Here is a 13,892-nt window from a genome sequence, read left to right on the forward strand (position 1 = left end):
GCCATGACCAATGCCGCCGGTTTCCCGATCCTGTCGCTGATCACCTGGCTGCCGCTCGTCGGCTGCGTGATCATCATGATGGTCCGGGGCGACGAGGAGACCATCGCCTCCAACGCCCGCTGGGCCGCGCTGTGGACCAGCCTGATCGTTCTTGCGCTGTCGCTGGTGCTGTGGGTGCTGTTCGACCAGTCCGACCCCGGCTTCCAGTTCAACGAGAGCGTCTCGTGGCTGCCCGAGTACAAAGTCGGCTACAAGATGGGCGTCGACGGCATTTCCGTGCTGTTCGTCCTGCTCTCGACCCTGCTGACGCCGATCTGCATCCTGTCGGCGTGGGACGTGATCAAGGTCAAGGTGAGGGAGTTCATGCTGAGCTTCCTGATCCTGGAGACCATGATGGTGGGCATGTTCTGCGCCACCGACTTCGTGCTGTTCTACATGTTCTTCGAGGGCGTGCTGATCCCGATGTACCTGATCATCGGCATCTGGGGCGGCCCGCGGCGCGTGTATTCGGCGGTGAAATTCTTTCTCTACACGTTGACCGGCTCGGTGCTGATGCTGCTGGCGCTGATCGCCATGTGGGTCCACGCCGGCACCACCGACATCGTCACGCTGCTGCACACGCCCTTCCCGGCGAGCATGCAGACCTGGCTGTTCCTGGCATTCTTTGCCTCGTTCGCGGTGAAGGTGCCGATGTGGCCGGTGCACACCTGGTTGCCGGACGCGCACGTCGAGGCGCCGACGGCGGGATCGGTGATCCTGGCGGGCGTGCTGCTGAAGATGGGCGGCTACGGGTTTCTGCGCTTCTCGATCCCGATGCTGCCTGACGCCTCGACCCATTTCGCGCCGTTCATGTTCGCCCTGTCGGTGGTGGCGGTGATCTACACCTCCCTGGTCGCGCTGGCGCAGGAGGACATGAAGAAGCTGATCGCCTATTCCTCGGTCGCGCACATGGGCGTGGTGACCATCGGCATGTTCACCTTCAACTTCCAGGGCATCGCCGGCTCGATCTTCCAGATGCTGTCGCACGGCATCGTCTCCAGCGCGCTGTTCCTGATCGTCGGCGTCGTGTACGACCGCATCCATACGCGTGAGATTGCCCGCTACGGCGGCCTGGGCGACCGGATGCCGAGCTATGCGCTGGTGTTCATGCTGTTCACCATGGCCTCGGTCGGCTTGCCGGGCACCTCGGGCTTCGTGGGCGAATTCCTGGTGATCATCGGCGCGCTGCAGGTGAATTTCTGGCTCGCCCTGCTGGGCGGCATGGGGATGATCCTGGGCGCGGCGTACATGCTGTGGCTGTACCGCCGGGTGATCTTCGGCCGGATCACGCACGCCGATCTGCGCAGCATCCTGGACCTCAGCCCGCGTGAGTGGGCGGTGTTCGCGCCGCTGATGGTGCTGACGCTGTGGATGGGCGTGTATCCGTCCAGCTTCACCAGCTACTTCGATGCGAGCGTGGGGGCGATGGTGCAGCACCATACCGCCGCGCTCGCCACCACCACCAAGCTTGCCGGGATGGTGCACTGATGACCAACTGGACTTTGGCACTTCCCGAGATCGTCCTGGCCGTCCTCGGCCTGGGGATCCTGCTGGTCGGCGTGCTGCGCAAGCAGGACAGCACGCTGCTGTGCACCATGTTCACCCTGGGCGCGCTGCTGATCACCGCGCTGCTGGTGCTGACCCGCTCGACCGGGTTCGCGTTCCACGGGCAGATGGTGAAGGACGCGTTCAGTGGCTTCAACCAGATCCTGATCCTGTCGGGCGCGGCGCTGTCGATCATCCTGGCGCTGGACTGGAACCGCGCGCAGGGCATTGCCCGGTTCGAGTTCCCGGTGCTGATCCTGTTCTCCAGCGTCGGCATGATGGTGATGGCGGCGGCGTCGAACCTGATGACGCTGTACCTGGGGCTGGAGCTTCAGTCGCTGGCGCTGTACGTGCTGGCGGCGTTCGCCCGGGATGACCTGCGGTCGTCAGAAGCCGGGCTGAAGTACTTCGTGCTCAGCGGCCTGGCTTCCGGCCTGCTGCTGTATGGCATTTCGCTGGTCTATGGCTTCTCCGGCACCATGGACCTGATGGCGCTGCGTGACCTTCTGGCGCACCCGGCGAACGCCACGGCCGGTTTGGTCGTCGGCATCGTGTTCGTGCTGGTGGGGCTGGCGTTCAAGGTCTCGGCGGTGCCGTTCCATATGTGGACGCCGGACGTCTATGAGGGCGCGCCGACGCCGGTGACGGTGTTCTTCTCCACCGCGCCGAAGGTGGCAGCGATGGCGCTGCTGCTGCGGGTGATGGGGACGTCGTTCGCCTCCTTGGTCGGGGCGTGGCAGCTTCTGGTGATCATCGTCTCGATCGCGTCGATGATCCTGGGCGCGCTGGCGGCGATCGGGCAGTCCAACATCAAGCGGCTGATGGCGTATTCGTCCATCGGCCACATGGGCTACGCGCTGATCGGCCTGGCCGTCGGCACGGCGGCGGGGGTGCGCGGCACGCTGGTCTATATGGTGATCTACGTGTTCATGACCGCCGGCGCGTTCGGCTGCATCCTGGCGATGCGGCGCCAGGGCAAGGCGGTGGAGCAGGTTTCCGACCTGTCCGGCCTGGCGTCGAACGATCCTTTCATGGCGATGGCGATGGCGGTGTTCATGTTCAGCCTGGCCGGCATCCCGCTGATGTCGGGCTTCTTCGCCAAGCTGTACATCTTCCTGGCCTCGGTGCAGGCCGGGCTGTGGACGCTGGCCATCATCGGCGTGCTGACCAGCGTGGTGAGCGCGTTCTACTACATCCGCGTCGTCAAAGTGATGTACTTCGATCCGGCGGGGGAACGCTTCGACCCGCGGCCGGCGTCGCTGACCGTGGTGGTGGCGGCGACCGGCCTGTTCACTGCGTTCTTCTTCCTGTTCCCGGCGCCGATTGTCGCCGCGGCGCAGTCGGCCGCGGGGGTGCTGTTCCACTGAGGGAGCGTTCCCAGGCGGTTGCAGACGATACGACTTCCTTTACCATGCGGCGAACCGGAGAAGGTTCGCTGCATGGATAGTGATCCGACCGAAGCTGCCGCGCTGGACGACCGCGCGCTGGTGCTGCACTTCGAAAGCGTCGGCGACAATTGCGAGCTTGGACTGGTGCAGCGCCTGGCGGGAGCCGAACCGCTCGGCCTGCTGCGCTTCGCCGGCGCGCCGCTGCGGCACGTGCTGCGTGCCCTGGATGCGCGGTTCGAGGGGATCGACGATCCTTGCCATATCCGTGTCCAGGCGGAAAACGGCGAGTATATGGTCAAGCTGACCAAGTACGACTTCTACTACCACGCGCATGTCGAAATCGGCGACATGACCCCCGAGGCGGTTCATCGCCAGCAATGCCGCACGGTCGGCTTTCTGGCGCGGAAGCTGATCGAGGACCTGGAAACCCCGACGAAAATCCTGGTGTTCCGTCAGAACGAACCGGTTTCCGCCGGCGACCTGCTGGACCTGCGCATCGCACTGTCGGCGTATGGCCCGGGCATTCTGCTGTGGGTGCGGGAAGCCTGCCCGGGGCATCCGCCCGGTACGGTGGACGTCGCCGACGAGCGCCTGTTCATCGGCCACGTGCGCCGCCTCGCGCCGCGGGAGCACGTGCCGGACCTGAACATGGGACCCTGGATGACGGTGCTGCGGCGGGCCTACGCGCTGTCGTTGCTGCCGGGCCCCGCACGCTTCGCCGCCGCCCGGGCGGCGGCTGCGCGGCTGGCACGGACCGATCTGGCCTTCGGGCTGGAGGGGAACGCCAAACCAGCGCTGGGCTATGGCTGGTCAGGGCCGGAGGCCGGCTACCAATGGTCGATTGGCGAGCGCAGCCTGCTGATGCTGGATCATCCGGGTGAGGCTGCCGAATACTGGCTGGAGATGGATATCATTCCTTTCGTCAGGCCGCCGCTGCTGCCGGCGCAACGGCTCGACGTGATCGTCGGCGGGACGTTGGTGCATAGTTTCGATCCGGCGCCGCGGGGAAGGGTGGGCTGCGTGGTGCCGGGGCATCTGGTCGGTGGCCGGGACAGGATCGAGATCGTTCTGGATCATCCGCATGCCGCGAGCCCCCTGCTGGTCGCCGGCAAGAAGGACGATCGGCGCCTGGCGGTCGCATTCTCGACGCTGGCGCTGGTGGGGTGCGGGTGATCTGCACGGCAGCAAGCGCCGGCCGGTGGGAACAGGTGAGCAGACCGCACGTTGGTTGAGACAGGGCGGCGGCGCTCCTCCATTGTCACGGCCCTGCTCGTCCGCATAGGCGCCAACATAGCGGCGCATGTTGCCTAACCGTTATGGCCCGGAGAGGCGGGTTATGACAACAGGCAACGCCTGGTTTGAAAGCCGGTTGGTATAACATCGACTCTGCGCTCCGCTCTGCGAACTCTGCGTTGAATCGCGGTGGTTGGGGCGCCACATGCGTTTCGGGCTGGGCGGGTCACCGGCCACGCCGATCTTTGTTGCGGCACCGCATTTTTCAACGCAGAGATCGCCGAGCGGAGCGCAGAGCGCGCAGAGAAGGGACATCGGCGGCCTGCGGTCGCGATGCCCGCTGCGCCTGTTCTTTGGGGATAAGCAGGTTCTGCAAGCCGAACAACCCAATGTCCGGGTTTCCTCGAAACGGTAAAGTAAGGGTGCTTGGCGGGAACGCCTCAGCCGGTGGCCAAAGCTTCCAGTTTGTGGGTGAACCATCCGAACGAGATCCGTTCCTGCTCCAGCCGCACACGGTCGCCGTGCAGGCCGGCCTTGAGCTCTTCGAACAAGGCGTTCTCGGGTTCCGTCAGGCGTTGGAGTGGCAGGGGGAACGGGTCTTGCTCGTGCCCCCACAACGGCCGGTGCGCCAGCAGCGTGGCGCGGTCCATCAGGAATGACTGCACGTGCGGAAACGTCGCCCGCAGCCGATCGAGGATGGCGAAGCCGTGGGTGTCGATATCGCCCCAGTAACAGATCGATTTCGTTCTTAACCATTCCGCCTCGGCCAGGCGGTCCAGGCCGTAGCCCAGGCCGAAGATAACGATGGCGTCAGGGGTTTCCGAAAAGGCCAGGCCGTTGATTTCGTTTTCCGTAATGAAGACCCGCCGGAGCGGGAGATCCAGCCTGGCGAATTCATCCGCCCGGATCGTCAGGTCGGACAGGCCGCTGATCCGGATCGCGGGATCCAGCGCCCGGAACCGCAGCAGGACCGGCTTCGTCGCCAAGCCGTAACGCTGTTCGAACAGGCGCGGCGGGAACTGCGGATCGACAGCCTCGGGCGGCAGCACCCGGTCCAGCAGGTCCGACAGCAAGCCTTTCCTCGCCTCGATGAACTTGCTGTCCACGCCTGCGATATCCAGTTGCCGCAAGTAAAGCCCGGCACGCGGGTGGTCGCGGAACCAGGCCAGGATGGCGATGATGCGGTCCCAGTCAGCGGCATGCTCCAGCGCCGTCATCGGATGCCGGGAGAGCCAGTCCGACAGCACCGGGAAGTGCGTCAGCATGGCGTCCGCCAGCGCGGAAAACCGTTTCGCCTCCTGCCCCTTGCCAATAAGCCGGATGGCATCCGCCTCGGTCGGCACCGCAACGCGCGCCGGCACCCGGTTGCGGCCGAGTTGGCGGTGGTTGATCTCGGTCCATTCGATGTCGTAGCCGTGGCCCTGCGCGGCCTTGCTGCCGTGCTCCAGCGCCCGGATCCATTTGCGCACGTCGTCGAAACGGTCCGCCAGGTCGCGCGTGTCTGGCCTGCGGAAACGGGGCGCGTAGGGAAACACCGCCGTGCCGCTCCGCCGGGCGCCGAGGATAGTGCCGCGGTCCCACAGCCGCTGGACATCGGCGCGGATATCGGCCGGCGTCGTCCAGCCGGCGTCCGGCTTCATGCGCTGCGGGCTGCGCGTTCCGCCCGGTATTCCTCGATGGTGAGGTTGCGCAGCATCGACAGCCGGCCGTCCTGGTTGTGCACGAAACCGACGTTGGCGACGTAGGGCTCGATGATGTGGATCTTCTGCAGCGGCGTCACGACGAGAAGTTGCAGGTTCATGCGGCGGAACAGTTCCAGGCCGTACTGGGCCGATTCATCCGACCCACGCCCGAACGCCTCGTCGATCACCACGAAGCGGAACGATCGCGCATTGCTGCCGCTGGCATCCAGGCCGAACTGGTAGGCCAGGCTGGCGGCCAGCACCGTGTACGCCAGCTTTTCCTTCTGCCCGCCGGATTTGCCGCCGGAATCGGTATAGTGTTCATGCTCCCGGTCATCCTCGCGCCAGCGTTCCGAGGCCGAGAACGTGAACCAGTTGCGCATGTCGGTCACCTTCAGCGTCCAGCGGCGGTCGAGCTCGGCGCTGCCCTCGCGGCCGCGGAAGCGTTCGATGATGCGGCGCACCTGGAGGAACTTCGCTTCCGAATACGCCTCGTCCTCCGATCCGGTCAGGCTGCCTTCGGTGCAGGCGCGCAGGTCCTGCTGGAATTCGCGGATCTCCGCGTCGGGACTCGGTTCCGCCTCCAGCACGATGTAGCGGCCGGGGTTGTAGTCGATGGCGCGCAGCGAGTGGTTGATGCTGCCGATACGCTCGCGCACCGTCTGCCGCTCGCGGTTGAGCTGCGACTGGAAGTTGGCGACCTCGCGGATGGTGTTTTCATTGAGAAGGTCCTTGAACCGCGCCTCGAACCGCGGCAGGTCGTCCGAGGCCAGGCGGTCCAGCATCGCGCGATACTCGCCCGCGGCGGCGACGCTGGCGTCGGACTCGCGGGTGTCCAGCGGATACTGGTGGTTGTAGGCCTCCATCGCCTTGACGATGCGTTCCGCCAGCCGCTTGATCTTCTGGTCCTCGGTGTCGATCCGCCCCTGCAACCAGTCGCGCATGTCGCGCTCGCGGTTGTCGCAGGATTCCACGGTCAATGCCTGGGTGCCCAGCGCTTCCGTCCGCATCGCCTCGATGCGCGGGAAATCGCGCGAGCGCGCCTCGGGCGACGCGGCGGCCAGCACGGTGTCGCAGTCCGCCTGCTGCGCCCGAGCCTGCGACTGCCGTTCCTCGGTGCGTGCCTGCGCCGCCTGGTCCGTGGCCAGGTCGGTTTCGGTCTGTCCAAGCGCTGCTTCCAGCGCCGTCAGTTGCGCCTGCAACGTCCGTAGCAGGTCGGAGCCTTCCTCCAGTTGCCGCCGCTCGCGTTCCAGCCGCTCGATTTCCGCCGCCAGCGGGCGCCAGTCCAGGTCGCGGAAATTGTCGAACAAGCTGAGCTTCTGCAGCGTGCCCAGCCGCGCCTGGATCTCCTTGCGCTGCCGTTCCAGCTTCGCGATCGCCTCCGCCATGCCGTGCGCGCGCTGCGCGATGTCGCGCGCCTGCTTGTCCAGCGCGGCGATCTTGTCCTCGTTCGACCAGCCCAGCACGTAGCGCGAGCGGTCGTCGATACGATGCCGATCGTCTTTTTCGTGACGTTCGTTACCACCTTTGGTCTGGCCAGAGCGGGTGACGGCCTGGCGTTCGCGGCGGAACTGATCCAGCGTGTCGCAGCAGGCGTAATCGAACCGGCGGGCGGCTTCGGCCTCCAGCCAGGGGTAGAACGCGCCGTCCGGCTTGATGGCGATCTTGCGCACCAACGACGCGGGATGCAGGTCCACCGTCCCGGCCGCGGCGCGGTCGCGGACGCGGTAATACACCAGGCGTTCGCCCAGGTGCGTGCGGTCCACCCAGGCGGCGACTTGCGCGTAATGTTCGTCCGCCACCAGGATCGACAGGCCGAAATTGTGCAGCAGGCGCTCGATCGCGCCTTCCCAGTCCTTTTCCTCCGGCCGCACCTGGATCAGTTCGCCGATGAAGGGCAGGGCGTCCCCGGGTAGCTTCAGGGCGCGGCAGAGGTTCTCCCGCAGGTCCAGCATGCGGCGCGGGATGTTGGAGCGGCGCTGCCGCAACGACTCCAGTTCCGCCGCCAGTTCGTCGTGCTGCGTCATCAGGTCGCGGAACGTGACGCTGCTTTCGGTCAGCGCGTTCTGCGTCTCGGCCTGGCGGTTTTCGGCCGTGGTCTGCTCGGCTTCCAGCGCGCGGCGGTTGGCGAGGAACGTGTCGGCGTCCGTTGCGGCATCCAGGCCCAGTTCGGTTGTTAACTGTTCGTACTGGCCCGCGCGGCGGATGCGCTGCTGCTTCTCGCCTTCCCGCGCCGCGATCTCCTGCTTCAGCCGCTCAATGCGGTCGCCGCCGTTCTCGGCGATTGCCTGCCGGATGGTGTCGCGTTCGCTGCGCTGCCGGCCGCGCTGTTCCAGCAGGGCGGCAATGCGGGCGCCGAGCCGTGCCAGGTCCGCGGCAATGTTCGCCAGGCGCTTGTCCAGCAGCGCGGATTTCTGCGCCGCGAACCATGGGCGCAGGGCGTCGCGGCAGGCGCGCAGGCCTTCCACCTCGGCCGTCACCGCCGTGTGGGAGTCGCAATCGGCCAGCAGCGGCGTCAGGCGGGCGATCTGGTCCTTGGCCTTCAGCACTGCCTCATGCGCGCGGGTGAGGTTGTCGAAATGGCCGATCAGGGCGTCGATGCGGGGGGCGACGGGGAAGGCTTCCAGCATGTGCTCGCGCACGAATTCCGTCAGGTTGCCGACGGATTTCATCGACACCGTCTGGTAGAACAGGTCCATCGCCTGCTCGGCCTCGATGCCGAACCTCCGGCGGTAGGCGGCGCTGTACGGGGGGAAACTGTCGTGCAGTTCGACCGACGCCACGCCGCGCAGGCGCTTGCGCAAGGTGGCGATGTCGGTGCCGAAGCCGGAGAAATGGTCGGCGATCGACAGCGCCCCATCGGCGATCACGTACAGCCGCGCCGGTTGGCCCTGCGCGTCCTTCAGCCAGAACACCTGCGCGACCGTGACGGTCTGCCGCAGCGCATCGTTACTGAAGCGTGCCAGGATCACCGAGAACGCGTTGGCGTCGCGCAACGACACCGGCTTGGCGGCGAAGCCCGCGCCGCCGCGTTCCGTGCGGTAATAGCCCAGCACGTAGCTGCGCAGCGTGCGTTCCCGCGCCTCCGCCCCGGCGGCCTTGTTGTAGGTGATCTTCTGCGGCGCCACCAGCAGCGTGGTGACGGCATCCACCAGCGTCGATTTGCCGGATCCGATGTCGCCGGTCAGCAGCGCGTTGTCGCCGCCCAGGTCGAAGCCCCAGACGCGGTTGTGGAACGTGCCCCAGTTGTACACCTCCAACCGGCTGAGGCGGAAACCCGGGCGGCGCGGCGGGCTGACCGCGTCGAACAGGTCGGGGAACGGGATGGTTTCCAGGTCGTTCATGCCGCGTCCTCCGCCTCGGCCAAGCCGTGCGCGCGGTAGGCGGCCATGCGCTGCTCGAAGTCATTCAGCCATTGGGCATCGACGAACGCCTTCAGGATGCGCCGCACCTCGAACTGGTCGTCGCGGCCGGACAGGCGGCGCAGGAAGCCCATGTCCACCACCCGGTTGATGTGCTGGTCGATGCGGTCGGTCAGCCGCGCCTGGTTCACCGTCTCCGGCAGGAACAGGCGCAGCATCTCGACGATGTCGTCGCGGCCGAGGATCAGCCTTGCGTCGCCGCTGGCGGCGTCATGTTCCGCCAGCTTCTTGCGCAGCAGGGCGATCAGCAGGCTGACGTGGTAGCCAAGCTGGCGGCGGGCGATCAGCCGCGGCGGCGCCTGCTCGCCCTCCGCGGGCTGGCGCTGGCGCAGGTAGGCGTAGCCCTCGGCCTCATCCAGGATCAGCTCCAGGCCGAGCACCGCGACGTAGTCCCGCACCCGGGCCTGCAGCGCCAGCAGCGCCTGCCACAGCGGCGGGTCGGTCTCGGCGAAGGTCACGCCCTTCATCAGGCTGACCAGCACGGCGGAGAGGTCGCGCGTGGGTTCCGCCATTTACGCCGCCCGCCGGGTGAAGATGACGCGGGGCAGGGTGGCCTGGCGGCGCACGCCCTCGGCGTCGGTCCAGGCCACGGTCTGCTTCGCGCTGTCGTCGATCAGCGCCAGGCGGTCCTCGGCGGCGAGGCTGAGGTAGGTGATCAGTTCGGCAAGCCCCTGTTCGATCGGGTATTCTTCCACCAGGTCCGCCAGCGACACCTGGCTGGCGGTCTGCAGCGCGCGGCGGATCTGGGCGGCCAGCCGGGGCTTGTCAACGTAGTGCTGGTCGAACAGCGCCTCGGCGGAGATGTCGCCCTCGCCGGCGACCAGGGTCTCGTCGCTGAAGCGCGGCTTGAAGGGCGGGGTGAACAGCGGCCGGTCCATCGCCAGCTCGATGTCCGGCGCGGCCTCGTCCAGGTCCATGAAGGGGCCGTCCGGCGGCTCGGCGCGGAGTGCCAGGGCGTGCTGCTCGACCGAGCGGATCAGGTGCATGATGCGGCGGTTCTCCAGCCAGGCCTGGTCGTCCAGGAAGCGGCGCAACTGCTCCGACAGGCGGGCGACGGTGCGTTGCGCCACCTCGCCGGCCTCCAGCCAGTCGTAGTGGATGCGCAGCAGGCGGCGGTCGGGGGCGAGGTCCTGCACCGCCTCGATGGCGAACACGGCCTGCAGCAGCGCGGTCAGTTCCTCCTGCCGCGCGGGCGACATCAGGAAGTCCCAGAAGGCGCGGAAGCTCTTGCCCTGGTCGGAGTCGGCGATGACGTCGCGCTGGCCGAAGATGTCCTCCAGCAGCGCGCCTTTGCCGGACTCCCAGCTGGCGATGCGGGCGCGAACGTCGCGGTCGAGATTGCGAAAATTCTGCTCCACCTCGCGGAAGTCGGACAGCAGGCCGCGGGCGGTGGTGGCCATGAGCTGGAAGCGGTCCTTGACCTGGGTGTCGTCCATCAGCACGACATGGCCGTCGCGGATGCGCTGGATGTCGGCCTCGATCGCCGCCTTGCGCTTTTCCAGTTCGGCAATGCGGGTCTCGGGGTCGGTTTCGGTCGCCTCCACCACCTGGCGCAGCAGGTCGAACACCGCCATCAGGCGGGATTCGGTGCCGACGAACTGGCGCTGGCCCAGGCTGACCAGCCAGTCGATCGCCTTTTCGGCAGCTGGGGTCAGGTCGTAGTGCGGCTCGTCGTCGGCGGGCGGGTAGTATTTGCGCAGCCAGGCGCGCTCGTCCGCCGCCCAGTCGTCGAGGTACTGCTGGGCGGAGCGGGGGAAGGCGGCCTCGCCAAGCTGCTCGCGCAGGCGGTACAGGTGGTCGTCCAGGCGGGACACCAAGTCCTGGCGCTTGTAGGCGCGGACGTTGGGCTGGATGAAGCTGTCGTGCAGGAAGGACGCGACCAGCGGCGCGTGATCGGCCACCAGCAGCCGCCAGCCGGGGTGGGTCCGGCGCAGGGTGTCGAGGGTGCGATACTCCATCATGGACGCCGGTTCGCTTTGCCTTCTCGCTGTAACACAGGCCAGCATAGCGCATTACGGCGCGAGTCGCAGAGAGGCGTGGATACAGCGATCGGATCTCCTCGTGTGCCGCCGGGCACAGTGGTGGAGACGTATGTCAACATCACGATCTTGTTATGACGGCTCGTTGTCATCAGCTATAAGCCATCAGCGTTCGTCCGATCGAGCAGGACCAGTCTCATGCCGGAAGCCAACCCGCCATTCACTGAATTCACCGACGTCACGCTCAGGCGTCCGGTAGAGGTGCAGGGCATCTCCATGCCGGCCGGTGCGCATGGCGTCATCATGGGGGTATACGCGGACGGCCAAGCCTATGAGGTTGAATTCCATACCCCCACGTCGTGCTGACCATCGAACACGGAGACCTCAAGGCATGAGTTTGATGCCTGGGGCGCAGAACGCTCAGGTCGATCCCCGCAAACTGAAATACCTCGTTACCAGCGGCAAGGCCCGCTTCTTCACCGATCACGGATTCCATCCCAACCGCGAGATGGAATGGATCGCTGCGCTGCGGTGGCACCCGCAACTGAACCATATCGAGGCCGTGTACCAAACGGTACATGGGGTGAAATACACTGTGCGTTGCTCGTTGCCGTCGCCGGATGGGCGCAACCCGTGTGCCTTTACGGTCTGGATGGTCGATGCGGGACAATCCGTGCCTCGGTTTGTCACCGGCTATGCCGGTCCGCCGCGCAATAATGTCCCTTTGTCGCCATGACATCATGTTCCGGGTGATTGCGCCAGGAAGGGGCGGCTGTTCCACCCGCCCTTTCAGATGCTCAAATCCAGCAGGTTGTAGTCCCTGATCCCGGCCTTCGCCTCGGCATCCCACCGGTACGTCTCCCCGGCCTGCGGCTTGTAAACATACGGCGTCTCGTCCGGAAACCGCTGCCGCCTTGCGTCGATGCCGTACCCAATCATCCGGGCGCGCTGGCGGATGCGCCCGGCGTCATACACCACCGGCGCGTTGTGCAGGCCGCCGCCCTGCACCCCCAGCACCGAGCGGCGGCGGTGGAAGCCGAAATTCACCGTCACCCGCCAGTCCGGGCTGGTGTTGGCGAACGAGCCGTGCACCGCCTGCCGGTTGGTGATCGCCACGTCGCCCGGCTTGCACACAATCGGCACCGCGTCGGGCAGCCGCTCGGACCCCGCCGCCGCTACCATCGCCCTGATGTCGGCCTTGCCCGACTTATGCGAACCGGGGACGACCCAGACGCCGTTGGCCGGGGTGCAGCCGTACAGCTGCGCCATGAAGTTGAAGCCATGCGAGCCTTGGTCCCAGTCCGGGCTGTTCCAGTGCGTCACCCCGTCCTGGTGCCAGGCGACCGAGGCGCCGCGGCCTGGCTCCTTGATGAACAGCGCCTCGTTGAACGGCACGAAATCCTCGCCGTTCACCGCCGCCGCGACGGCCAGGAGCCGCGGGTGGCCATAGACCCGCAGCGCCGCCTCGGAGAACTGCAGGGAGCCCAGGATCAGGTACACCACCTCCTTCGGCGCGTCCGCCGCCGCCTGCGGCTCATACATCTTCACCGGATGCCGGCCGCCGGCGAGGCTGGTGCCGCCGAACGGATCGCCCAACGGCTTCGCCCAGAACAGTGTCGGCGCGGTCAGCCCCACGTCCAGCGCCGGGCGGCCCTTGGCATCGACGGCAGCGCCCTTCTCCACCGGCAGGCGGTCGAGGATGGCGTGCAAGTCCGCCTCGATGTCGGCAAGCTCGTCGGGCTTCAGCACGCCTTCGAAGACGTAGAAGCCGCAGCGCCAGTACGCTTCCAGAATCTCGGGATGCACCGCTCCATCCGCGGTGAACCGGATCGGCCCGCGGTTGCCCAGCGCCATTGCGCGCTGCTCGCCGTCGCGCAGGTAGGCCCGCATGGCGGCTTCCTCGGGGCCGTAGCCGGCGGTCGGGATCTGGTTCATGGCGCGTCCTCCGTATCGCATTTCATGCGCAGCCGGCGAACAAGGAGGCGCACGTCCGGCCACGGGTTCGACCAGCAGAAGCCGCGATGGTGCAGGGCCTGTCAAGATTGGCGGGTCGGCACGTTTGCAACGATGGAGCCAGGCCAGCAGACCTATCGATGCGGTGAAATAATGACATGGCTATCCCGGCCACGGGAAGCACGTGTGGCAGAACCTGTCCACGACCTGCGGCGCCTCGGTCGCCTGTCAGAGCCTGTCTACTTGAGTCGGGCTTTCGGAGGGCATGCGTGAAGGATTGAGGCGTGGCCTTCCTGGTTCGGGCTGGCCGTGGTCCGGGATAGTGCGTCCCCGGTTGGGACAGCGTGGTTGATGGCGTATTTCTGTTCGCGCCGAGAAGGAACTGAGGGCCTTGGAGGGCCGCAGAGCGTCAGGGGGACGTCGCGCGGTGTGGTGCGGATCTTGGCGTCATATCAGGCAGCTTCACCGGTCCACCCGTGCGGCGACGCCTGGCGATTCATGGTGCGCCGGTGCCGCTTGTCATGCCCAAGTTTAACAGTGCTTTTCGGAAAAAATAATCCCATCAATGGGTTATGAGCGCACGGCCAGGCCTTGGCACTACGTCGTGCTGCTGTGGCAGGCCGATCAGGCAACCGCAGCGGGCTTGGCGTC

10 protein-coding genes are annotated in these 13,892 nt (G+C 66.6%); 5 read left to right on the top strand and 5 right to left on the bottom strand.

Going from position 1 to position 13,892, the window contains the following annotated elements; genetic code table 11:
• The first annotated feature begins 3 nt into the window (after positions 1 to 3).
• From CCS01_RS08935 to CCS01_RS08945, 3 genes are all read left to right on the top strand, one after another.
• Positions 4 to 1,527 (top strand): NADH-quinone oxidoreductase subunit M, encoded by a 1,524-nt coding sequence (locus CCS01_RS08935; protein WP_104518479.1) that lies wholly within the window; start codon positions 4 to 6, stop codon positions 1,525 to 1,527.
• On the top strand, positions 1,527 to 2,951 hold the full coding sequence (gene nuoN, locus CCS01_RS08940) for an NADH-quinone oxidoreductase subunit NuoN (RefSeq protein ID WP_104518480.1): 1,425 nt from the start codon (positions 1,527 to 1,529) through the stop codon (positions 2,949 to 2,951). Before CCS01_RS08935 ends, nuoN begins: the two co-directional genes overlap by 1 nt.
• 72 nt (positions 2,952 to 3,023) lie before the next feature.
• Complete coding sequence (locus CCS01_RS08945; protein ID WP_104518481.1) at positions 3,024 to 4,145, top strand: hypothetical protein; 1,122 nt, start codon at positions 3,024 to 3,026, stop codon at positions 4,143 to 4,145.
• Between the two features lie 500 nt (positions 4,146 to 4,645).
• On the opposite strand, the gene CCS01_RS08950 is transcribed toward CCS01_RS08945, so the two are convergent.
• The 4 genes from CCS01_RS08950 to CCS01_RS08965 are packed head-to-tail and all read right to left on the bottom strand — an operon-like array spanning position 4,646 to position 11,270.
• Entirely contained in the window at positions 4,646 to 5,845 is a 1,200-nt protein-coding gene (locus CCS01_RS08950; RefSeq protein WP_104518482.1) for a DUF3322 domain-containing protein, read from the bottom strand.
• Complete coding sequence (locus tag CCS01_RS08955) at positions 5,842 to 9,231, bottom strand: ATP-binding protein (protein ID WP_104518483.1); 3,390 nt, start codon at positions 9,229 to 9,231, stop codon at positions 5,842 to 5,844. Before CCS01_RS08955 ends, CCS01_RS08950 begins: the two co-directional genes overlap by 4 nt.
• The gene (locus CCS01_RS08960; protein WP_104518484.1) at positions 9,228 to 9,821 is read right to left on the bottom strand and encodes a DUF4194 domain-containing protein; all 594 of its coding nucleotides are present in this window, start codon (positions 9,819 to 9,821) and stop codon (positions 9,228 to 9,230) included. Before CCS01_RS08960 ends, CCS01_RS08955 begins: the two co-directional genes overlap by 4 nt.
• A complete protein-coding gene (locus CCS01_RS08965) occupies positions 9,822 to 11,270 on the bottom strand; it encodes a DUF3375 domain-containing protein (RefSeq protein ID WP_204848191.1) in 1,449 nt (482 codons plus the stop codon). It abuts the gene before it with no gap.
• Between the two features lie 216 nt (positions 11,271 to 11,486).
• Between CCS01_RS08965 and CCS01_RS33550 the strand changes: the two genes are divergently transcribed.
• Both CCS01_RS33550 and CCS01_RS08970 read left to right on the top strand, forming a co-directional pair.
• Positions 11,487 to 11,654: a hypothetical protein gene (locus CCS01_RS33550; RefSeq protein ID WP_158258302.1), complete on the top strand. Its 168-nt coding sequence runs from the start codon at positions 11,487 to 11,489 to the stop codon at positions 11,652 to 11,654.
• Between the two features lie 34 nt (positions 11,655 to 11,688).
• Positions 11,689 to 12,024, top strand: a complete 336-nt coding sequence (locus tag CCS01_RS08970; RefSeq protein WP_146101627.1) for a DUF6883 domain-containing protein — start codon at positions 11,689 to 11,691, stop codon at positions 12,022 to 12,024.
• A 53-nt stretch (positions 12,025 to 12,077) separates the two neighbouring features.
• Here CCS01_RS08970 and CCS01_RS08975 read toward each other — a convergent pair whose 3' ends face one another.
• Positions 12,078 to 13,223 (bottom strand): phytanoyl-CoA dioxygenase family protein, encoded by a 1,146-nt coding sequence (locus tag CCS01_RS08975; RefSeq protein ID WP_104518486.1) that lies wholly within the window; start codon positions 13,221 to 13,223, stop codon positions 12,078 to 12,080.
• Positions 13,224 to 13,892 lie beyond the last annotated feature (669 nt).

Origin of the sequence: Rhodopila globiformis (assembly GCF_002937115.1) — a bacterium.
GTDB classification, from domain to species: Bacteria; Pseudomonadota; Alphaproteobacteria; order Acetobacterales; family Acetobacteraceae; genus Rhodopila; species Rhodopila globiformis.